General features: G+C 65.3%; 18 protein-coding genes and 1 tRNA gene. 7 read left to right on the top strand and 12 right to left on the bottom strand.

What is annotated here, in order from left to right:
- Positions 1–290 precede the first annotated feature (290 nt).
- Both CCR94_RS24385 and CCR94_RS02925 read left to right on the top strand, forming a co-directional pair.
- Complete coding sequence (locus tag CCR94_RS24385) at positions 291–791, top strand: alkaline phosphatase family protein (protein ID WP_146089832.1); 501 nt, start codon at positions 291–293, stop codon at positions 789–791.
- Positions 677–2,380, top strand: coding sequence for an alkaline phosphatase family protein (locus tag CCR94_RS02925; protein WP_170068928.1), 1,704 nt, complete (start codon positions 677–679; stop codon positions 2,378–2,380). The genes CCR94_RS24385 and CCR94_RS02925 overlap by 115 nt, the downstream gene beginning before the upstream one ends.
- A 119-nt stretch (positions 2,381–2,499) precedes the next feature.
- On the opposite strand, the gene CCR94_RS02920 is transcribed toward CCR94_RS02925, so the two are convergent.
- Both CCR94_RS02920 and CCR94_RS02915 read right to left on the bottom strand, forming a co-directional pair.
- Entirely contained in the window at positions 2,500–3,495 is a 996-nt protein-coding gene (locus CCR94_RS02920; protein ID WP_104506380.1) for a type 2 periplasmic-binding domain-containing protein, read from the bottom strand.
- Between the two features lie 103 nt (positions 3,496–3,598).
- Positions 3,599–5,725 carry a phospholipase C gene (locus tag CCR94_RS02915; protein WP_104506379.1) on the bottom strand — a complete coding sequence of 709 codons (2,127 nt, stop codon included), beginning with the start codon at positions 5,723–5,725 and terminating at the stop codon, positions 3,599–3,601.
- 242 nt (positions 5,726–5,967) lie between these two features.
- Between CCR94_RS02915 and CCR94_RS02910 the strand changes: the two genes are divergently transcribed.
- Complete coding sequence (locus CCR94_RS02910) at positions 5,968–7,740, top strand: tetratricopeptide repeat-containing sulfotransferase family protein (RefSeq protein ID WP_158254594.1); 1,773 nt, start codon at positions 5,968–5,970, stop codon at positions 7,738–7,740.
- Here the strand turns inward: CCR94_RS02910 and CCR94_RS02905 are convergent.
- The 5 genes from CCR94_RS02905 to CCR94_RS02890 form a co-directional block, all read right to left on the bottom strand.
- A complete protein-coding gene (locus CCR94_RS02905; protein ID WP_146089830.1) occupies positions 7,712–10,660 on the bottom strand; it encodes a two-partner secretion domain-containing protein in 2,949 nt (982 codons plus the stop codon). The two genes, CCR94_RS02910 and CCR94_RS02905, sit on opposite strands and share 29 nt — an antisense overlap.
- A 212-nt stretch (positions 10,661–10,872) precedes the next feature.
- Positions 10,873–11,517: a FecR family protein gene (locus tag CCR94_RS26535; protein WP_104506376.1), complete on the bottom strand. Its 645-nt coding sequence runs from the start codon at positions 11,515–11,517 to the stop codon at positions 10,873–10,875.
- Positions 11,518–11,624: 107 nt separating this feature from the next.
- A partial coding sequence (locus tag CCR94_RS25605; RefSeq protein ID WP_206605766.1) for a DUF4880 domain-containing protein occupies positions 11,625–11,861 on the bottom strand: 237 nt, incomplete at its 3' end.
- 68 nt (positions 11,862–11,929) lie between these two features.
- Complete coding sequence (locus CCR94_RS02895) at positions 11,930–12,421, bottom strand: RNA polymerase sigma factor (protein WP_158254592.1); 492 nt, start codon at positions 12,419–12,421, stop codon at positions 11,930–11,932.
- 90 nt (positions 12,422–12,511) lie between these two features.
- Positions 12,512–13,138 carry a secretin and TonB N-terminal domain-containing protein gene (locus tag CCR94_RS02890; protein WP_104506374.1) on the bottom strand — a complete coding sequence of 209 codons (627 nt, stop codon included), beginning with the start codon at positions 13,136–13,138 and terminating at the stop codon, positions 12,512–12,514.
- A gap of 74 nt (positions 13,139–13,212) precedes the next feature.
- Here CCR94_RS02890 and CCR94_RS25860 point away from each other — a divergent pair, with 74 nt between their 5' ends.
- Positions 13,213–13,680, top strand: a complete 468-nt coding sequence (locus CCR94_RS25860) for a hypothetical protein (RefSeq protein WP_244593913.1) — start codon at positions 13,213–13,215, stop codon at positions 13,678–13,680.
- Positions 13,574–13,984, top strand: coding sequence for a phage terminase large subunit family protein (locus tag CCR94_RS26530; protein ID WP_425332306.1), 411 nt, complete (start codon positions 13,574–13,576; stop codon positions 13,982–13,984). Before CCR94_RS25860 ends, CCR94_RS26530 begins: the two co-directional genes overlap by 107 nt.
- Before the next feature lie 69 nt (positions 13,985–14,053).
- Here CCR94_RS26530 and CCR94_RS25855 read toward each other — a convergent pair whose 3' ends face one another.
- A complete protein-coding gene (locus CCR94_RS25855; protein ID WP_244593916.1) occupies positions 14,054–14,278 on the bottom strand; it encodes a hypothetical protein in 225 nt (74 codons plus the stop codon).
- On the opposite strand from CCR94_RS25855, the gene CCR94_RS02880 reads away from it, so the two are divergent.
- Together CCR94_RS02880 and CCR94_RS02875 are read left to right on the top strand one after the other, a co-directional pair.
- On the top strand, positions 14,171–14,395 hold the full coding sequence (locus CCR94_RS02880) for a LuxR C-terminal-related transcriptional regulator (protein ID WP_244593915.1): 225 nt from the start codon (positions 14,171–14,173) through the stop codon (positions 14,393–14,395). The two genes, CCR94_RS25855 and CCR94_RS02880, sit on opposite strands and share 108 nt — an antisense overlap.
- 80 nt (positions 14,396–14,475) lie before the next feature.
- Complete coding sequence (locus CCR94_RS02875; protein ID WP_244593914.1) at positions 14,476–14,739, top strand: phage antirepressor N-terminal domain-containing protein; 264 nt, start codon at positions 14,476–14,478, stop codon at positions 14,737–14,739.
- A gap of 335 nt (positions 14,740–15,074) precedes the next feature.
- Here the strand turns inward: CCR94_RS02875 and CCR94_RS02870 are convergent.
- The 4 genes from CCR94_RS02870 to gyrA form a co-directional block, all read right to left on the bottom strand.
- Positions 15,075–15,150: transfer RNA gene (locus CCR94_RS02870), tRNA-Glu, on the bottom strand.
- A gap of 98 nt (positions 15,151–15,248) precedes the next feature.
- The gene (gene recJ / locus CCR94_RS02865; protein WP_104506372.1) at positions 15,249–17,099 is read right to left on the bottom strand and encodes a single-stranded-DNA-specific exonuclease RecJ; all 1,851 of its coding nucleotides are present in this window, start codon (positions 17,097–17,099) and stop codon (positions 15,249–15,251) included.
- On the bottom strand, positions 17,089–17,688 hold the full coding sequence (locus CCR94_RS02860; protein WP_104506371.1) for a glutathione S-transferase family protein: 600 nt from the start codon (positions 17,686–17,688) through the stop codon (positions 17,089–17,091). Before CCR94_RS02860 ends, recJ begins: the two co-directional genes overlap by 11 nt.
- Before the next feature lie 354 nt (positions 17,689–18,042).
- Positions 18,043–20,787, bottom strand: a complete 2,745-nt coding sequence (gyrA, locus tag CCR94_RS02855; RefSeq protein ID WP_210302266.1) for a DNA gyrase subunit A — start codon at positions 20,785–20,787, stop codon at positions 18,043–18,045.
- Positions 20,788–20,980: the final 193 nt, after the last annotated feature.

Raw genomic sequence — 20,980 nt, 5'->3', positions numbered from 1 at the left:
TCTCCCCCCGATCCAGCTCCGGAGACCAATTCGGCGCCAATGCAGCCCGGCGCGCCGCAAGCTTTTGCCGGACCCAATGCGGGCAGACACAACCATTGAGCCGCGGGCGTGGCGCCACGGCGGCGCCGAACAGACGCCACGAAAGGCGGGCTTCATACCTTAACTTCATCTCGCCGACATTCAACAATCATCAAACAATCACTCGCGCTTGAGATGGCCCGGAGGCCTGACCTTTACGCGCGTAATGGCATGAGCCTGCTGCGGGCGTTATCTCGGGGGGAGACCATTCCATGCGATTGAAGTCGTATCTCAAGACCTTCGTCTGCCTGAGCGCCGTCCTGATTCACGCTTTGGCGCCCAACCTTGCTTATGCGGCCAAACATGTGAAAGCCGCCACGGCGCGCACGCCCATCAAGCATGTCATCGTCATCATCGGCGAGAATCGCACCTTCGACCACATCTTCGCGACCTACAAGCCGGTGAACAGCAATGAAAACGTGCTGAACCTGCTCTCGCAGGGGATCGTCAACGCCGACGGCGCGCCCGGCCCCAACTACGCCAAGGCGGCGCAGTACAAGGCGACCGACACCGCGACTTACCTGAACGCGCCGACCAAGGCCGGCAAATATGCGACCCTGCCGCCGGCCGTGACGGGCGGTCCCGCCGCGCCCTACGTTTGCCAGGCGGTCGGTCTGACCAATGTCACCTCCTGCGCCACCAACGCGAAGGCGCTCACCCTCGCCGAGAGCGTCCAGGTCGGCCGCCGAGCGACTATTATCAATATCTGCTGACCGGCGGAACCGGCCAGGCGAGCGGCGTCCCGGATGCGCGCGTCAGCTATGCCGGCCACAACGCCAGCGCTCTCCCCAACGGGCCGTTTCAGCTGACCAACGCCAATTTCCCCTATGATTCCTACGCCGCCAGCCCGGTGCACCGCTTCTTCCAGATGTGGCAGCAACTGGATTGCACGGTGAAGGCCGCCAAGAAGAACGGCGACTTCGGCTGTCAGAACGACCTGTACCCCTGGGTTGAAACCACCGTCGGAGCCGGCTCCAACGGCGCCTCCCAGACCGTTTACGCCAATGGGCCGTTCACCAACCTGTCGACCGGCGAAGGCTCGACGGCCATGGGCTTCTACAACGTCCAGCAGGGCGACGCGCCCTATCTGAAGACGCTCGCCGACACCTATTCGATGAGCGACAATTTTCATCAGGGCGTCAACGGCGGCGCCGGCGCCAATCACATCATGCTGGGCTTTGCCGACGCCATTTACTTCGAGAACGGCCAGGGCAAGGCGGCGACGCCGCCCAACAATCTGGTCGATCCCAACGCGCCCGGCACGCCGGTTTCCGGCTCTTCGGCTCTCTCCGAGATCGAAAATCCCGACCCGATGCCCGGAACCAACAATTTCTATTCCCAGGACGGTTATGGCGGCGGTTCCGGCTCGCCGACGGCGGTCGCGCCCAAGGCCAGCTATGGCGGCGGCTCCTATGTCAATTGCGCCGACAACACCCAGCCCGGCGTCGTGCCGATTCTGGACTATCTGAGCGCCCTGCCCAATCCGGCGCCCTCGCGTTGCCAGAAGGGCCACTACTACCTCGTGAACAACTACAATCCGGGCTATTTCGGCGACGGCTCCAACGCCTATATCGACGCCAACCCCAACAACTTCGTCTTCACCGTCCCGCCGGTCACCGTGAAGAGCATCGGCGACCTGTTGAACGATCGCGAGGTGACCTGGGCCTATTACGGCGACCAGTTCAATCGTTATCTCGCCGACAAATATCAGCAGAACTGGAACAGCGGCGACGAATACTGCAACATCTGCAACTGGGCGCAATATTCCACCTCGATCATGACCGACGCCGACCAGCGCGCCGCTCATCTGCGGGACACCACCGACCTCTACGCTCAGATTGCCGAGGGCACGCTGCCGGCCGTGTCCTATGTCAAGCCGAGCGGTCTGGTTGACGGCCATCCCGCGTCTTCCAAGCTGAACCTGTTCGAAGGCTTCACCAAGAAGATCGTCGAGGCGGTCAAGGCCAACCGGGCGCTGTGGGACGAAACCGCGATCTTCGTCACCTTTGACGAAGGCGGCGGCTACTATGACTCAGGGTTCGTGCAGCCGGTCGATTTCTTCGGCGACGGCCCCCGCATTCCCTTCATCGCCGTTTCGAAATATTCGAGGGGCGGACACCTCAGCCACACCTACACCGATCATGCTTCGATCGTGAAATTCATCGAATACAACTGGGATCTGGGTCCGATCACCAGGCGCAGCCGCGACAACCTGCCGAACCCGGAAACCTCCAGCGCCAACCCCTACGTCCCCGTCAATGGCCCGGCCATCGGCGACCTCGTCGACCCGTTCCGCTTCTGAGACGGGCAGCGTCCGGCCGCGTATTCGCGGCCGGACGGCTCCAACGAAATGAATCCGCGCGCCGGTCTTCGAAAGCGCGGTTTTTTTGGCGTCTGCCTGTTGGAGCTGAGCGTCGCGGCCTATTCCGGAACGGGCGGAGCGAACAGGCCGCCGGCGCTCCAGGGCGCGTTGACGCCGCGCGAGAGTTTCAGCGACGATTTCTCTCCGAAATTGCGCTCAAAGATCGCGCCGTAATCGCCGACTTTCGCCAGAATATTTTCACGCCAGCCGGCGTCGAGGGCGAGAAACGCGCCATCGATCGAGATGGCCTTGGCGCCGCCGGCCCGCCAGTTGGTTTGCGCGCGCTCGGCGGCAAGTTCGAAATGCGTCACCCAGGAGACCGCCGCCGACCAGAGCGGGTCGGAAAGCGGCGTCGCGGTCAGGATTGGAACGACCCCGAGGGGCTCGGCGAGCAGGCGGCTGTCGAATTTCAACACACCCTGGCGCGACCGGATGCTTGCGAGATCGGTCGATTCCGAAACCACCGCGGCGCAATGATGCACATTATAGGCGTCGACCATTTCCACATCTTCCTGGAAGCCGGTGTGGATATATTCCAGCCTGGCGCGGTCGAACCTTTCGTCGAGCGCGAGAGAGGCCCGATCCGACTCATGGTAGCAGACCGGCTTGCCCGCGAGGTCTTCCGGCTTGTTGACGTCCGACTCCACGGGGACAAGCAGCCGATGGGTCTCGTGGAAGGCGACAGGACCCGGCGCGACCTTGCCCGACAGGGATGCGTCGGCGATTTCCCGCTCGGTCAGGAACAGCACATCGAAGGCGTTTTTGGCGAGATCGTCGGCGTCCTTGGGCAGCTCCAGCGTCGAGAATTCATATTTCGCATCCGGCCCCAGCGCCGCTATGGCGATCGCGTGGCACAGATCGGCGAACAGGCCGGAACCGGAGCCGCCGGCGCTTTCGCTGGCGAGACCCGGACGGGGAAAGGCCGCGCAGGCGAGATGGCCGCGGCTCTTGATCTCCGACAGGCGGCCCTTGTCCAAAAGGGGGCTTTCGGCGGCAAAGGCGGGCGCGGCAAGGGCGCCGGCGGCGAGAAACAGGGCGAGGAAACTGACGCGCATGATGTTTTCACAGTTTACCAAGAGTGGAGGAGCGGTTCGCAAAAAGACGGCCCGCGCTTGAGAGCGCGAGCCGATGGCCGGGACCCTGGCGGGAATGCGAGGATCAGTTGTATTTCGGCAGGGTCGAAGGCAGCGTGTTGAAGCCCGCCGGGACCTTATTGGCGACGCCCTGGCGCACGTCTTCAGGCGTAATGCCGATCTGCTTGCAGACGCCGCCTTTTCCGCCGAGATGCGGCAGGCTGTTCACCGCCGAGTCCGGGATTTTCGCGAGCGAGGCGGGCAGCGGCGGCTGGCGGCCTTCGAGACGTTCGAGGTCGAAGCCGGAGAGCAGGCTCTGGGTGATGGAACTCGGCAGGTCGCGCGGGCCGAGATGCTTTTGCTCAAAGCCCGCCGGGCCGAACTGGTTGAAGGCGGGGGCGTTGCCGGCGGCGAGCGCCTGCGCCTCATCCGGCAGGCTGGCGAGCGCCGGCAGGCCGAAAATGGCGTTGATGGTCTCGATCACCGCATTGTGGTCGCCTTCCGCCGATGACACCGCATGGGCGCGGGCATAGGGCGAAATCAGGATCAGCGGCACGCGCACGCCGCGCGACAGCGGCAGCGAGTCCGGCCCGTAGGACAGAATGCGCGGCGGCACGTGATCGTAGAAGCCGTCGGATTCGTCATAGGTGATGATGACGGCGCTTTCGTTCCACAGCTTTTCATTGCCGGCCACCGCATTGATCACGCGCGCGGCCATGGCCTCGCTGATCTGGTGGTCGGTATAGCCGGGATGGTCGTCGTCGCCGGATTTGGCGTTGGTGATCGCGGTGATGTCGGCGGCGGTGAGCGCCTGCGGATAATTGGGATTCTGGATCGGCGGCTTCAAGCCGTTGAGATTGGTATAGCCGCCGCGGATGTAAATGACCCCGCCATTGGGGAGCTTGCCGGCGGCGACATCGCTGAAGAAGTCGCCGAGGCCCTTGAGATTGGCGCTCAACTCCGGATTGTTGGCGATATAGCCGAAATATTCGGCGCCGTTATGGTGGCTGACGAAGCTCGCATGGCTGGCGGTCGACGTCGTGTCGCTCGGCTCCAAATCGTAGCCTTCCTGATACCAGCGCCAGCCCACCGGCTTGTTGGCGTACCAGGTCAGATAGGGAATGTCCTGCTGGATGTCGGCGAGATCGAAAGCCGGATTCAGATCGGCGCTGGTGACCTTGGAGGCGTTCTTGCCGAGCATGGTCAAGGGCACGCTGGCGAAGGTGAGGTTGTTGGAAATATTGGTCGAGCCATAGCCTTCGTTGCAGCCCGGCGAAGCGCGATTGGTCGCGGTGGCGTCGAATTGCGAGCTGTAGAAGGGCTGGGGATCGTTGACGACCGGCACGCCCTGCGTCACGCCGTCGGGATAGGTCTTGCCGCAGACCGGCGCGACGGACTTGTAGGCGAGGCCGACCGAGCCATGCTTGACCCACTGGGTCTCGCCGGCCTGTCCCGCGATCAGGGCGATGGCGTTGGGGGTTGAGGGGGTGTCCTCGGTGGCGAAGATGTTGTCGAAGATGGTGAAGCGCGACGCCCAGTACCAGAAAAAGGGAATCGTCTCGCAATCGATATGCGACATCACCAGATTGGCGAATTGCTTGCCCTTGGCCTGGCCGGCGGCGGTGTTGTTGGCGAAGCGGTTATATTCGTCGCCGGCGAAACCGTCCATTTTGGCGACGCCGTTGACGACATCGATTTTCTTCGCCAGGCCGGTGTGAGAGTGATCGACGCTGTCGGTGAAGGTGGCGTTCTGCTGCGGGCCGATGCCGAAGGGCTGCGCCGAGACGGTCAGGCCGGTGGCCTGGTCGGTATAGGTCTGGGTGAAGCCGGGCGTGTTGGCGGCGGAGCGCGGCTTGCGGCCATCGGAATAGAGGCCGTTCACGCCAGGGAAGGATCCGAATTCATTGTCGAAGGAGTGGTTCTCGTTGAAGATCACGAAAACGAATTTCACCTTCTTCTGCAGGGCCTTGATCATGCGCTTCTGGGTCTGGGGACCGTAATCATAGTCTTCGTCCGCGCCGCGGACATAGGGCTTCACGTCCCGGGTCGGATCCGGCTGCAGATGAACGAGTTTGCTGACGTTCAAGGCATGGCCCTTGTCGTCGGAGAATTCATGGCGCCATTGGGCGCTCCTCTCGTCCGACCAGGCGGGACAGGCCAACGTCGTCAGCGCAACGGTGGACGCCAGCCAGCATTGGAAAAGTCTTTTCATGGCCTTACCTTTTGGGACTGGACTCGTAAAGGTTTACTTGGCGTAATTCTAGTGCGGTCAATTGACAGTCTCGCAACGCTTCCATGACCATGGTTTGGAGGGCGCGGCGTCGCCAGTTCACCGGAGCTGGCCGCCATCCTCGCATGACAATCTGGCGCCGTTGCTGTTGTCGGCGCCCTGTTACGGCGCCTTGTTATCCGAGCCTTGTTATCCGAGCCTTGGTCGTTCACGAGGAGGGGGTCATGAGCAGCCAGACCATCGCGCCGGGCGCGCCAATTTCACCCGCCGCCGGCCTCGCCGAAACCTCGCTCAAAGCCGCCATCGCGCATCTCGCGCGGGGCGAAACGCAGGCCGCCTTGCGCGCCGCCAGCGCCGCCTGCCACGCCGCGCCCGAACTGCCGCAGGCGCATTTCGCCTATGGCCAGGCCTGGGCGGCGCTCGGCCAGCACGGCAACGCGGAACGCGCCTTCGCCGCCGCGATCCAGCTCAAACCGGATTGGGCCGAGGCCTGGATCGATTATGGCGTCGCCCGCTATCGCCAGGGCGCGATCGAGGACGCCAAGACCGCCATGCGCCAGGCGCTGCGCCATGTTCCCGGCCATCCGGCCGCGCGCGCCAATCTCGGCGCCTTCCTGCGCCTCACCGGCGAGCCGGAAGCGGCCGAGGCGCTGTTGCGCCAGACCTTGCAGCAGGAGCCGCAAAACGCCGGAGCCAGACTCAATCTCGCCGCCGACCTGCTCCAGGAGGAGCGCGCCGCCGAGGCGCTGGACCTGCTGGCGGACGCGCATTTTCCCCAAAACGATCCGCGCGCCGCGCGCCATTGGCTGCTGCAGCAAGCGCTCGCCCTGTTGCAACTCGGTCGCGCCGAACAGGCGCGGGCGGTTCTGGCGCGATTGGCCGCGTTGGGGCCGTTGCCGCGTGAAATCGCGCCCTTGTGGTTGTGGCGGCTGGTCCTGCTCGCGCAAGCCGAAGGCGACCTGCCCCGCGCCTGCGAACATGCGGCGCGAATGGAGCGGGCGCTCGAGGCCATGGGGCCGGAGGCCGTGCCGGAACATCGGATCATGGCGCATTACGATCTCGCCAAATTCTGGTCGGGCCAGGGCGCGCACGCCCGCGCCTTCGGGCATTGGGCGGCGGGCCACCGGCTGCTGAGCCGCTCGCAGCCCTTTTCGCGCGAAAACCATCTGGCCTTTGTCGAGGCCAATAGGACGATGCTCGACCGCGCGCGGTTCGAGACCGGGCCGCTGGCGCAAAACCGCGATCGCGCGCCTGTGTTCATCGTCGGCATGCCGCGTTCCGGCGCCACCTTGATCGAGCAGATTGTTTCCGCCCATGCGCAGGCCCACGGCGCCGGCGAAAGACCGGCGCTCGGCCGCGCCTTTTTCGCGCTCGGCGGCGGCGATGGCGCGGACGCCGTGCGGCGCATCGCCGCGCTGGACCGGCCAACCCTCGACGCGGCGGCGGAAACCTATCTGCGCGAAATGAAGGCGCTGGCGCCGGACAAGACGCGCATCATCGACAAGATGCCCGGCAATTTCAACTGCCTCGGCCTGGTCGGGCTGATGCTTCCGGGGGCCAGGATCATTCATTGCCGGCGCGATCCGCGCGATGTCGGCTTGTCGATCTTCACCTTCCGCTTTCACGGCGCCCACGGCTATGCCCACGACCTCGGCGATCTCGGCTGGTACATTGGCCAGCACGACCGGCTGATGGCGCATTGGAAACAGGCGCTGCCCAATCCCATCCTCGACGTGGCGCTGGCGGACTGGGTGCGGGATTTCGACGGAACATTGGCGCGCGTGCTCGCCCATATCGACCTGCCGCCCGACCCGAATTGCGCGCGGTTCCACGAGGCCGAAAGTCGCGTGCGCACGGTCAGCCGGGCGCAGGTGCGCCAACCGGTCAATGCGCGCGGCCTCGGCCGCTGGAAGACCTATGAGCAAGAGCTGGCGCCGCTGATCGCCGAACTGAGCTACAGCCCGAAAATCAGCCGTAGGAGGCCAGCGCGCCGTTGAGCGTCAACACGCCCGCGCCGGCTTGATGCGCGCCGCTCGTCCAGTCATAGGTGGCCAGCGTGATATCGGCGCCCTTGCCGCCGCTGAATTTGCCATTGGCAAGGATCGCGCCGCCGGCCGAGGCGTCGATCCGCGAGCCCTTGTCCAGCGTGATGTCGCCGGTCCTAGTCGTCTGGGTAAGGTCTCCACCCGTCAGTTGCAGCGACACCGCGCCGCCGTCGATGACAGCCAGACGCCACTGATCGGCGTCGGGATCGGTGAGCAGGTTGGTCCACAAGCCGCGGGTGTCGATCATGGCCCCGCTATGCAGCCCGATATGGACCGCGCCATTGGCGTCGATCAGCCCGACGGCGCCGGCGAGACTGCCCAGCGACACGCTGCCGCCCCGCGCCGTGAGACTGGCATAGACGTCGATGCTCGGAGCGGCGAAATCGACCTTGCCGCCGGGCGCGAGCGTCAAGGCATCGGTGACGGTGACGCCCTTCGTCGACCAGACGGTGATCCCGCCGAGGCCGAAGCTGCTGATCGCGTCGGCATTGAACCAGCTCGCGCCGGTGGGATCGGCGGGCGCCGCGGCGTTGCTGAACGTGACCTTCGTGGCCGAGGCCACGGGCGTCGGAGCGTTGTTGATGACGCCATAGCCTTGCAGCGCCAGGGTTCCCGGCAATGCGACGGTGTTCTGCGTCAGCTTGTAACCGTCGGTGACGCCGGCGACCCGCGCGCCGGTCTGGCGCTGGCCGTTGACGACATCGGCGATGATATCGGCTTCGAACGTCGTGGTGGGGCTGGCGATGGTGATGCGCCCGGCGTCGCGCCCCACGGTGTAGCCGTCCTCCCAACGCTCGGCCTTGAAGCCGCCGAGCGCGTTATAATAGACTTCGGTGACGCCGGCGCGGGCGTGATCGACCACGAAGCCGTTGACCCCGGTCTTGTAGGTCAGGTTCGCTGGCGCGTTGTTGACATCGTAGAGGCCGCCGTCGCTGCCGAGCAGCGCGCTCTGTTGCAGCCAGCCGCCCTGGTAGTCCAGCGAGCCGCCGGAGATGTTGAACGTCGCGCCCTTCTGCGCTGCCACCTGCGGCGCCGACAGCGTGATCGCGCCGCCGACCGCGGTCCATTCCCCGATCCTGTGCGGGGCGTTGTTGAGATAGCCCGACACTTCCAGAAGCCCGCCTGGGGTGTAATAGCGGTCGCTGGCATAGCCGCCGGCGCCGGCCGGCGCCAGAACCAGGCTGCGCAGATCGACCCAGGCGTTGTCGTTGATGAGCTTGCCGCTGTCGCGGTTCTGCGGACTATCCCTGAGCTCGTTGCCCTGGATATTGACCTTGACCTCGTTCGACGACATCGCCAGCGCCACGTCGCGCACACCGGAGACGTCCAGCGTCGCGCCCGCTTTGGTGAACACCCGTGATCCCGCGCTGACCGCGATCTGGCCGCCCTGCGCCATCGTCAGCGAGCCGCTCCGGAAGTTGACGAGATTGCCGGTGACGATCTCGATGCGCGACTGGTCCTGACGGTCGGCGAGCAGGCTGAGATTGTCGAACTGGCCGCCGGAGTTCTGGCTGCGCAGCAAATTGGCGGCGCTGGACGCCGCAATCAGCGCGTCGCGCTGGCTGTTCAGGGCGGTGTCGGTGGAATCGAGTTCCGGCAGGATCGCGGTGATTGCATTTCCGGTCAGCGTCACGCTGCCGGTCGCGTCGCTCGCCGAATTGAGCAGATGGATGGCGCCGCTCCGGTTGACCGAGGTCGTCGAGATCAGCAGGCCGTCCTGCATGATGGCGTGGCCGGCCAGCGTGATGTCGCCCTGCTGCGAGAAGACAACGCCGGCGTTGTCCACCGCGCCACTCGCGCTTCCGGCGTAGAGCGCCGGCGCCACTTCGCCGCCGCGCGTGGTCGAGAACGTATTGGCGGTGGCGCCGAAGCCCGGCCGCAGGATGAAGTCGTCGCCGGCGGCGAACAGCGTCTGGCCCTTCGGCGTCGTGATCCTGCCGGCATTGTCGACCTCGGCGCCCAGCAGCATCACGAAACCGCCGCCCGACGTCACCGACGCCGGCGCATTGGTTGCGATCTGCGCGCCCTGCTCCACGATCACCTTGCCGGCCGCCCCGGTGAAACTCGGCGTGTACGTGCTGCCGGACTGCGCGCTGTAGATGCCTTTGGCCTTGAACTGGGCGTCGGTGATGCCGGCGGTGGACGCAATCAGACTGCCGACATTGATCTGGCTGGCGCCGCCGAAGATGACGCCACTCTGGTTGATGACATAGACCTGCCCGTCGGCCTTGATCTGGCCGAGGATCTGGCTCGGACCCTGCGTCGCATCGACCCGGTTGAGCGCCACCCAGTTGGCGTTGCCCTGCTGGTCATAGGTCAGCGTCGTCCTGGCGCCGACATTGAACGTGGTCCAGTTCAGGATCGCCTGCGCCTGGGTCTGCCGGATGTTGACATTATTGGCGCCCGCAGCTTGCGTCGGCGCGTTGGCGCCGTTCCAGCCGGCGGGAGCGTTAGGCAGCAAGCCGCCTGCGCCAAGCCCGTTCGGCGCCGCCACAGGGTTCGTCGTCGAGGTCTGCCGCACCTGCGCCGCAGCCTGCGCGGTTGCCTGCAACGCTTGCATCGACTGCAGCGCCGTGGTCGCCCGCTTTATCGATTGCGCCGCGTTCTGCGCCGCCTGTTGCGCCTGCCGCGCCGCCGCCAGCGCCGCATCGCTCGCCACATTCGACGCGGAGGTCACGCCCGCGGCCCGGCTGCCGACGTCGATCGCGTATGCGCCCGGAGACGCAACCATCATCGCAAGCAGGCTCGCCCCCGCCAGCAGCAGCCGGCGACGCGTTCCGCCCGCCATCCACACAACCCGCGCCGCCACACCGGGCCGGCGGCCCGTCCCACGATTGGCGCGATGACGACGTCGATGGGTGCGTGCGGACATTTGCAAGCCTTTAGGAGACCGAGTTCACGAGACAGCCCCGCCTGTCCAAAACCGGGATGCCAAAACACCCGTTCCGAACGTCACGAAACCGTCAGGCGATCGACCGCGGGGATCCCCGCGCCGATCCTCCCCGCCCCTTGGACGACATCAGCACCGACAAAGCGGAATCTCTTTATGAGCCCTTCGGTCCGGATGCGGCCGGACGCGGAAGATCAGCCGACCAGGACCAGGCCGCCGGGGAGGCGCTTGACCGGCGCCTTGAAGACATCGGCGATTTGTACGAGCACAGTATCGAGATGCTTGATCTCGAAGCGCGCCGTGACGAGCCGTCGTCCCAGCCGGGAATCGATCAGCATGATCCTGCCCGTGCGATAGCGATTGACCTCGTCGATGACCTCGGCGAGCGGCGTATTACGGAATAGCAGAGCCCCATCCCGCCATGCGGCGACAGCGCCCGGATCGACCGAAACCACGCCGCCAAGTCCGTCAGCGTCATAAGCAACCTGCTCGGCGGCACGAAGTGTCAGATTGCGGCGTCCGCATTCGACCGCGACGTCTCCCTCGATGCAGGTCAGGCGGACCGAAGCGCCGTCCCGCCGCACATTGAAGACGGCGCGCGACGTCATGACACGGCCGTCGGCGGCGACGACGTGGAACGGCTTGCCGACCTGCCTGGCCACGGTGATCGCGGCTTCACCCGAAATCAGGTCGAAGCCGGCGCCCTGATCGGCGGCGTGAAGCGCGATGCTGGTACGGGTGTTGAGATCGACCGATACCGCATCCTCCAGCGCGAGATGTTGCTGCTCGCCAATCCCCGTTCGGCGATCGGCGGACAATTCGGCCAATGAAGGCCACATCTGAAGCGGCGGCCGAACCAGCGCGATACCGGCGAGGCCCGCCGCCAGCGCAATCCCCCCGCCAAGCAGCGCGCGCCGCGAGGGCCTGTCCGCGGCCGGGCTATCGNGCTATCGGCGGACGTCGCCCCCTCGCGCGCCAGCGCCTCGACCGGCGCCGCCAATTCCCGCCATAGCCGCCCCGCTTGCGCGAGTGCGGCGGCATGCGCCGGGCTCTGATCACGCCAGCGTCGCATCGCGGCGATATCGGCGGCGGTCCTGCTCAGGCTGACGCGCGCGAGCCATGCGAGCGCATCCCGCTGTATCGCCTCCCGCCGCTGTTGGTCCGTCTCCATCATCGCTTCCAATCCGCTCGCTCGAGCCGCGATCCCATTCCATGGACGATATGACGGGGGGCCCTTCCGCCCACGGTCTGTCAAAAAACGTCTCCGAGACGCGCCATGCAATGAGCGAGGGCGCGTTGCAATTCGATTCGCACCAGTCGCGACGAGATGTGGAGGCGCGCTGCGATTTCTGGCTGGGTCAGGCCCTCGAAACGCACGGCAATGATGATCGCGCGCTGCCGTGGCGTCAATTCGTCGAGCGCGCTGCGCAACGCCTCGAACGCCAGACGCCCGCCGGCGACGCTGTCAGGCCCGGGACTTTCGTCCAGCAGTCCCTCGAGCGCATCCATGTCGACGCGCTGGGCGCGGCGATTCTCGGTTCGCCAGCGGTCGCGCGCCAGATTGACCGCGCTGGTCAACAGATAGTTGGTCGGGTTCTGCAGCGCGCCGACCGCATCGGGCCGATCCATCCGAAGATAGAGTTCGTGGAGGGTCTCGTGCGCGGCATCGGAGGATCCGAGCCGGCGCGTCAGCCGGCCGCGCAACTCGTCATACCGCTCGACCAGCAACTGCCGCAGCGCCATCCAGCTCGTCTGCTCGTCATCGACAGTCATGACGCCGTGCGGTTCGATGGAGGCTGAACGAATCGGGGGGCTGGACGAAACATGCGGTCCTTATCGAACGGCGGCGCATTCGTCCCGCCCGCCTGTCGGGCTGGCGCGCAGGCGCATCGTGATCGGCTGCGGCAGCCCCTCGGGCGGCGCGCCGGCAAGGGCGACCTGCGCCAGCGTCTCCGCGATCGCGCTGTCGCGCGCCCCGGAGCCCGCAGAGAACAGCAGGCTCAGGCTTTCCAGCCTGCCCGATACGCCAACCCGGAACTGCATGGCGATTGCGAACGGTCCCGGACGGGTTTCCGGCCTGCGGCACAACGCGGCCATGACTCCCGACTGGACGGCGCCGAGGAACGGACTGAATTCGGCGATCTGACTTTGCAGCGCCGACGGCGGCCAGGGCTCGGCGGGAACCAGCGTGAAAGCGCCCTGATCGGTATAGTGATAGTATAGACCCGTGCCGCCCAGCAGCAGTTGCAGGGCGGCCTCGTAGGTGTAGGCGCCCCGGACGGCGGTGGAGCGAAGGCCAGACGCCATCGTGCTCTCGTACAAAACCTGCAGGTGGCTTGCGCCGGCATATTGCTCGAGCGCCGCTTCCAGCGGTTGCGCGGGAATATCGAAACTGACGAGGCGCTCCCCCCTGGGGCTGCTGCGCTTCCGCGACCGCGGCCATTCGCGATCTGGTCGCACGACAAAACCGCGACGTTGCGATAACGCGCGGGCGCACGGCGGACAATGCCGCGAACCTTGCGCCGTCGTTCCTGTTGACGGTCGAAAGGCAGTACGGCGGGACTCGGCTTGGCCGTCAGGAACTCGAAGGCCAGCTTTTAACCGACTCGCCAGGCGCGCTGTGGAACCGGGAAATGCTCGAAAGGGCGCGCGTCCGCTTTGTCGACCTGCCGGAAATGCGGCGCATCGTTGTGGCGATCGATCCGGCCGTGACAAGCGGCGAGGAAGCCGACGAAACCGGAATCGTCGTCGCGGGCCTTGGCCAGGACGGCAACGGCTATGTGCTTGAAGATCGCAGCGGGCGCTACACCCCGACTCAATGGGCGCGCGAGGCGGTGGCGGCCTATCATAAGCACCGCGCGGACCGGATCATTGCCGAAACGAACAGGCGGCGAGCTGGTCGAAAACACCGTCCGCGTCATCGATCCGAACGTCTCCTACAGGTCCGTTCATGCCTCGCGCGGGAAAATCGCGCGCGCGGAACCCGTGAGCGCCCTTTATGAGCAAAACCGCGTGTTTCATGTGGGCGCTTTTCCGGCGCTTGAGGATCAAATGTGCGAATTTTCACCCGGCGGCATGGCCGGAGGCGGAAGCCCTGACCAATTGGACGCTCTGGTTTGGGCTTTGACGGAATTGATGGTTGGCGCCGGCGATGGAACCGCAATCATCGAATTTTACCGCCGTGAGGTCGAAGCGCAGTCCCGCGCCGGCGCGTTCACGTTGGAAGGCCAAGCGGCCCCGCTGGCGCGCTTGCTTGCCCCGGAGGGCGTCACGCGACCCTCTGCACCCGCTCCGGCTGCTCGCTGAGCGTCCCTGCCGACCGTATCGTCGAGGTTGCGGAAGAGGACGCGGCGGGGTTGTTGGGCGCAGGTTTTGTCAAAATCTGAGGAGGCGCAATTGAGTTTCGGAGGCGAAATTTCGAAGGGCGATCGCATGAGCCCGCGCGAGGATGAGGTTTTTCGCTTCCTGGGCGCTGGCCTCATGAATAAACAGATAGCCTACGAACTGGGAATCGGCGAGGCGACGGTGAAAGCCCTTGTTTCGGCGGTCCTGAGGAAAACCGGGGCGACCAGCCGAAGCCAAGCCGCGCTTCTCGCGCATGGCATCCCGATTGAGGACGAATTGGCCCGCGCCAGGGCCGCCACGCGGGTTGAGAGAACCGCGGCGCCCTTGCGCTTGGGCTTGCCGTCGGCGCCGCCGGCCGGAGCGGAGGCATAAACGCGCCCTTTGCGCCAGAGGTTTGCCCCGCCGTGGGGCAAACTCCGAATGTCTCCAATTCAGCGCGATTCCGCTTGATCGTGACTTTCGAGGCCGAGGGCGTGCGCTATGTCGCCATGCGCCGGATCGTCGAGAATATGGGCTTGGATTGGTCAAGCCAGCGCGTGAAACTGGCCGAACCGGCGTCTAAATTCAACTGTGGGGATATCGCCACGGTTGGTGCGGACGGCAAAGCCCGCGAAATGCTCGCCATGCCGGTTGAAAAGCTGCCGCTCTGGCTGGCGTCAATCAACCCTAACAAGATCAAATCCGACGACGTCCGCGCCAAAAAGATACACGAGTGACATGGCCTTACGCCCGGACTCGTCGTCAACCAACACAGCGTAAGTCGCATTGCCCCAGAAGGTCTCTGAGAGCTCGATACAGTCTGGGAACAGAGCGCGCAGTTCCTTTTCCGCCTCATCGCGAGACGGCCCCCACCATGAAATTAGATAATGCACCGTCCATCCCACGCTGAGAATTTGCAAGAGCCGTCCCGGAGTTCCGTATGGCCGTTGAGGGCTGGCGATAGGCAAAAAAATCCATAACAAGTCCGCTGAAATCCATACCAATCCATGCCCATATATTGGACAGAAATTGGACAAATCGAGTTCTAAGATTTCTAAATCATTGATTTTATTGGCGCGCCCAAGGGGAATCGAACCCCTGTTTTCGCCGTGAAAGGGCGACGTCCTAGACCGCTAGACGATGGGCGCTTTGTCTCGCACAGCGCTGCCGCGCGAAGTTGGGCGTGTATAGACGCGGTTCCGATCAAGCGCAAGCCTTTCAGACCCCGGTCGTCGATTTTTTGGCCTCAAACCCAGGCCATGTCCACCAGACGCGCGGAAACCCTCGGCTTTCCGCCCCAATGATCCAGCGACAGCGAACAGGCCAGATGCGCCCTGCCCCTGCCCTGTCCCAGCGCCTGGCCCAGCGCCGTTTGCGCGGAGCGAAAACTCACCAGTTCCAGCTTCGCGCCGTCGCCCGCCTGGACCCTGATGCGCAGATGATCCGCGCCAAATGGAATCACCTCGGTGATTCGGTGGTCCGGCAGCGCGAACACAGGCTCCGGATTGCCAGCGCCGAACGGGCCGGCCTTTTCCAGCTCTTCCACCATGCGCGGCGCGCAGGCGCCCGCCGTCAGCAAGCCGTCGATGGACAGACCCGTGTTTTTCCGGGCTTGCGCGACCTTTTCCGCCAGCGCCTCTTCGAGGAAGGCCTGGAAGGCGTCGAGTTTTTCGCGCTTGATCGTGACGCCCGCCGCCATCGCGTGGCCGCCGCCCTTTTCCAGCAGACCGCGCTCCACCGCGGCGCGCACCGCTTTTCCCAGATCGACGCCGGCGATGGAGCGCGCCGAACCGGTCGCCAGATCGCCTGTGAAAGCGAGCGCGAAGGCTGGGCGGCCGTAAGCCTCTTTCAGCCGCGAGGCCACCAGCCCGACAATGCCCGGTTGCCAGTCGTCGCCGCCCACAATGACCACCGAAGTCGGGTGTTCCCGACTTCGGTCTTTGGAAAGGCGCATATCGGGAACACCCGATATGCGCGGGGCATCCAATTGGAGCGTCAGTTCGGCTTGCGCCAGGGCTTGCTCGACCATGGATTTTTCGAGGATCTGGCGCTCGCCGTTGAGGCGGTCGAGTTCGGCGGCGATCAGGCCGGCTTGAAGGTCGTCGCGTTCGAGCATGAGCTTCGCGCCGAGCGCGGCGTCGCCGATGCGGCCGCCGGCGTTGATGCGCGGACCCAGCAGGAAACCGAGATGCCAGGCGCGCGGCGGGCCGTTGACGCCCGCGACATCCGCCAAGGCGCGCAGGCCCGGACGCGCGCGGGTCTTCATCAGCGCCAGACCCTTGACCACGAAGGCGCGGTTGAGGCCGGTGAGCGGCGCGACATCCGCCACCGTCGCCAGTCCCACCAGATCGGTTCCAAGCAGCAGGTCCGGCTCCGGATACTCGCGCCAAAAACCGCTTTGGCGCAAGGCGCGGTTGACCGCGATCAGCGTGAGGAAGACCACGCCGGCGGCGCAGAGCGCGCCCTGGCCGGACATGTCGTCCTGGCGGTTGGGGTTGACGACGATCGCCTCGGGCAGGTTTTCCGGGGCTTGGTGATGGTCGAGCACGATGGTGTCGAGGCCGAGTTTTTTCGCTTCCGCGAAGGGTTCGAACGAGGTGGTTCCGCAGTCCACCGTGACCAGCAGTTTGGCGCCCTGGTGCGCGAACGCGCGGATCGCCTCGGTGTTGGGGCCGTAGCCCTCGGTGATGCGGTCGGGAATGTGCAGCAGGCGCGGCGTTCCGCAATGGTCGAGGAATTCCGCCAGCAGCGCGGCGGAGCAGGCGCCGTCCACGTCGTAATCGCCGAAGATGGCCACGGTTTCGCGGCGCAGAATGGCGGCGACGAGGCGTTGCGTCGCCGCCTCCATGGCGGTGAGGGTGAAGGGGTCGGGCAGCAGGCCCCGCAGGGTGGGATCGAGAAAGCTTTCCGCTCGGTCGGGCGCGACGTCGCGGCCGGCGAGGATGCGCGACATCAGGTCGGACAAGCCGCTGTGCTGGGCGATGGTCAGCGCCCGCGCCTGACCGGCCTCGTCGAGGCGGTCGCGCCAGCCTTTGCCGGTGGCGCTCGACGCGACGCCCAAGAAGGCCCGCTCTGGAATGGCCCGCTCAGCCGCCATGCGAATCGATCGCCACGGCGCGCAGGAAGGCGGGGCGCGCGCGGCATTTCGCCAGATAGGCGTCGAAAACCGGGCGCGGCTCGAACAGCTTGAGGGCGGTAATGGCGAAATGCAGGTTGGTCGCGAGCATGATATCGCACGCCGAGAATTTTTCGCCGACGATATAAGGTGTTGTGGAAAGTTGTTCCTCGATGACGTTGAACACCTTCTCCGCCGAGCCCCAGCCGGCGGCGACTTCGGGAAGCTTCAACTGTCCACGCGCCTCAACCATGGCGAATTCAATGTTGGCGCTGGCGAAGAACAGCCATTGCCAGAATCTTCCGCGCAGCGGGTCGCCCAAGGGGGGCGCGAGGCCGGCGTCGGGGAATTTCTCGATCAGATACGCGAAGATCGCGCCGGATTCGGCGACGCAGGCCGCGCCATCCTGAAGCGCGGGCACTTTTTCCATCGGATTGACGGCGTGGAATTCGGGGGTGCGGTGGGTCCCCGCGCGCAGGTCGAACGTGACGCGCTGGTAGGCGCAGCCGATTTCCTCCAGCAGCCAGAGCGCGCGCAGCGCGCGTGACTGTGGCGCCCAATAGAGTTTCATCGCGCCCTCCCCTGTTCAGGCGAACAAAATATGAACAATGACGCCGGAGGTCAAGCCGCTTCTCGTCAAGCTGCTTCTCGCAAGCCAAAATCCGGCGCGGTAGGCGAAGCATGTGTCGAAGGCGAACGCGGGCTGGAGGCGGAATGCGTCGGCGCCGGCGCGAAGGCGAAAAACCCGCCCTTCCCGCCGACGACGTCGAGCGCGCGGCGGCGGTGCTGGCGCGACTGTCGCTGGCGGGCGCGGGGGACGCGTTTCGCGCGCCACCTTCTCCCGCAAGGGGAGAAGGAAGGCGGCGGCGCCGTTTCGGCTCAACTAAACCTTCGTCGCCAAGCCCGGCCGTGACGGCTGCGACGATCAGGCGTCGGGCGCGGCTTCTTCCGCCGTTTCGCCGTGGTCGCCGTCGCCGTTTTCCCCGTTTTCGACTTCACCGATGCGCTCGACGGACACGACCTGTTCGTCCTGCGCCGTGTTGAACACGATCACGCCCTGCGAGCCGCGCCCGACGATGCGGATGCCCTCCACCGGGCAGCGGATCAACTGGCCGCCATTGGTCACCAGCATGATCTGGTCGGTCGGCTCCACCGGCATCGAGGCGACCAGATCGCCGTTGCGCGCGTTGACCGCCATCGCGACAATGCCCTTGCCGCCGCGTCCCGTCACCCGGTACTCGTAAGACGAGGTGCGCTTGCCGTAGCCGTTGGCCGATATGGTGAGAATGCGCTGCTCGCGCTCCAGCATCGCGGCGAAACGCTCCGGCGTAATCGCCGCGTCCTCCGCGACCTCCTCGGCCTCGACCTCGTCATCGGCGGATTCGGCGCCATTGGCGCGGCTCATTTTCAGGAAGGCGGCGCGCTCCTCGCCGCTGGCGTCGCTGTGCAGCAGGATCGACAGCGCGATCACCCGGTCGCTTTCGGCAAGGTTGATGCCGCGCACGCCCATGGAATCGCGGCCCTTGAACACACGCACGTCGGTCACGGCGAAGCGGATGCACTGTCCCAGCGCCGTCGTCAGCAGCACGTCGTCGGCCTCCGTGCAGATCTGCACGTCGAGAATGCCTTCGCCCGCGTCGAGCTTCATCGCGATCTTGCCGGCGCGATTGACCGAGGTGAAATCGGACAGCTTGTTGCGGCGCACCGACCCCTTGGTGGTGGCGAACATCACGTCGAGCGCGTCCCAGCTCGCCTCGTCCTCGGGCAAAGCCATGATCGAGGTGATGTTTTCGCCCTGCTCCAGCGGCAGCATGTTGATCAGCGCCTTGCCGCGCGCCTGCGGGGCGGCCAGCGGCAGGCGCCACACCTTTTCCTTGTAGACCTTGCCGCGCGAGGAGAAGAACAGCACGGGGGCGTGGGTCGAGGCGACGAACAGGCGGTGGACGAAATCCTCGTCGCGGGTCGCCATGCCCGACCGCCCCTTGCCGCCGCGCCTTTGCGCGCGATAGGTCGAGAGCGGGACGCGCTTGATGTAGCCGGCGTGCGAAACCGTGACCACCATCTCCTCGCGCTGGATCAGATCCTCGTCCATCATGTCGCCATCGACATCGAGGATCTGGGTGCGGCGCGGCACGGCGTGGGCCGTCTTCACGGCCAGCATCTCGTCTTTCACGATGCCGAACAACCGCTCGCGCGAGCGCAAAATTTCGAGGTATTCGGCTATTTCAGCGGCGAGGCGGTTGAGGTTTTCGGCGATTTCATCGCGGCCGAGCGCGGTCAGGCGTTGCAGGCGCAGGTCGAGGATGGCGCGGGCCTGCTCTTCCGACAGCCGGCAATTGCCGTCCGCGTCGAGCTTGTGGCGGAGGTCGTCGATCAGCGCCACCAGCGGCGCCATATCGCGCGCCGGCCACAGGCGCTCCATCAGGGCCTCGCGCGCCGCCGCCGCATCGGCGGACGTGCGGATCAGGCGGATGACCTCGTCGATATTGGCCACGGCGATGGCCAAGCCGACCTGGATGTGGGCGCCGTCGCGGGCCTTGTTGAGCTTGAACTTGGTGCGGCGGCTGACGACTTCCTCGCGAAAGTCGATGAAGGCGCGCAGGCAGTCGATGAGATTCAGGCTTTCCGGGCGGCCGCCGTTCAGCGCGATCATGTTGCAGCCGAAGGAATTTTGCAGCTGGGTGAAGCGGAACAGCTGGTTCAGCACCACATCCGCCACCGCGTCGCGCTTCAACTCGATCACGATGCGCATGCCGTCGCGGTCGGATTCGTCGCGGAGATCCGAAATGCCTTCGAGTTTCTTGTCGCGCACCAGTTCGGCGATTTTCTCGATCAGGCTGGCCTTGTTGACCTGATAGGGAATTTCCGTGAAGACGATGGCTTCGCGATCTTTTCGCGCCTGCTCTATTTTCGCTACGCCGCGCACGAGGACAGAGCCGCGCGAGGTCTCGTAGGCTTGGCGGATGCCGGCGCGACCCATGATGGTGCCGCCGGTGGGGAAATCCGGGCCGGGCACGATTTCCATCAACTCAGGCAGCGTGATCTCGGGATTGTCGATCATGGCGATGCAGGCGTCGATCACCTCGCCGAGATTGTGCGGCGGGATGTTGGTGGCCATGCCCACCGCAATGCCGCCGGCGCCATTGACCAGCAGATTGGGGAAGCGCGCCGGCAGCACGCTCGGCTCGCTCTCCTTGCCGTCATAGTTAGGCTGGAAATCGACCGTGTCGGAATTGATGTCCTCGATCAGGGCGAGCGCGGGCCGGGCGAGGCGCGATTCGGTGTAGCGCATCGCCGCGGCGCGGTCGCCATCGACCGAGCCGAAATTGCCCTGGCCGTCGATCAGCGGCAGGCTCATCGAGAACGGCTGCGCCATGCGCACCAAGGCGTCGTAGATCGCGGCGTCGCCGTGCGGGTGGTATTTACCCATGACCTCGCCGACGATGCGGGCCGACTTGACGTAGGGGCGGTCGGGTAAAAAGTTGTTTTCCTGAGTTGAATGCAGGATGCGCCGATGCACCGGCTTCAGACCGTCGCGCACGTCCGGCAGGGCGCGGCTCACGATCACGCTCATGGCGTAGGCGAGATAGGAGCTTTTCATCTCGTCGGTGATCGACACCGGGCGGATGTCGGAGGGCTGCGGGACCGGCGGATCGGTGTTATCGGGCAAGATCGGCTCTGGGTTTAATGATTTGCCGCTCTTCTATGCGATTCTCGCGGGAAACGCCAATTTGGGGGCGGCGCGGGCCGGGGAAATTGGGGCTTGCGTTTCAGCGGCTTGCCGGATGTTTTGCCGGCGTGACGCGGGGCGCGTGAAAGAAAAACGACAAATCGGGTCCGGCGCGCGGCTTGCAGGCGCTTTG

The organism is Rhodoblastus sphagnicola, from assembly GCF_002937075.1.
Lineage (GTDB): Bacteria > Pseudomonadota > Alphaproteobacteria > Rhizobiales > Beijerinckiaceae > Rhodoblastus > Rhodoblastus sphagnicola.
This window is presented reverse-complemented; position numbering and strand designations above follow the sequence as displayed.

Bases quoted from the DNA above. Each gene is read 5' to 3' on its own strand.
- CCR94_RS02905 (WP_146089830.1), bottom strand. From the start codon at position 10,660: ATGTCCGCACGCACCCATCGACGTCGTCATCGCGCCAATCGTGGGACG.
- CCR94_RS25855 (WP_244593916.1), bottom strand. From the start codon at position 14,278: ATGCGCGAGAAGCGCGGCTTGGCTTCGGCTGGTCGCCCCGGTTTTCCT.
- CCR94_RS02915 (WP_104506379.1), bottom strand. From the start codon at position 5,725: ATGAAAAGACTTTTCCAATGCTGGCTGGCGTCCACCGTTGCGCTGACG.
- CCR94_RS02910 (WP_158254594.1), top strand. From the start codon at position 5,968: ATGAGCAGCCAGACCATCGCGCCGGGCGCGCCAATTTCACCCGCCGCC.
- recJ (WP_104506372.1), bottom strand. From the start codon at position 17,099: ATGGCGGCTGAGCGGGCCATTCCAGAGCGGGCCTTCTTGGGCGTCGCG.
- CCR94_RS02860 (WP_104506371.1), bottom strand. From the start codon at position 17,688: ATGAAACTCTATTGGGCGCCACAGTCACGCGCGCTGCGCGCGCTCTGG.
- CCR94_RS24385 (WP_146089832.1), top strand. From the start codon at position 291: ATGCGATTGAAGTCGTATCTCAAGACCTTCGTCTGCCTGAGCGCCGTC.
- CCR94_RS02920 (WP_104506380.1), bottom strand. From the start codon at position 3,495: ATGCGCGTCAGTTTCCTCGCCCTGTTTCTCGCCGCCGGCGCCCTTGCC.
- CCR94_RS02895 (WP_158254592.1), bottom strand. From the start codon at position 12,421: ATGGCGCTGCGGCAGTTGCTGGTCGAGCGGTATGACGAGTTGCGCGGC.
- CCR94_RS26535 (WP_104506376.1), bottom strand. From the start codon at position 11,517: ATGTGGCCTTCATTGGCCGAATTGTCCGCCGATCGCCGAACGGGGATT.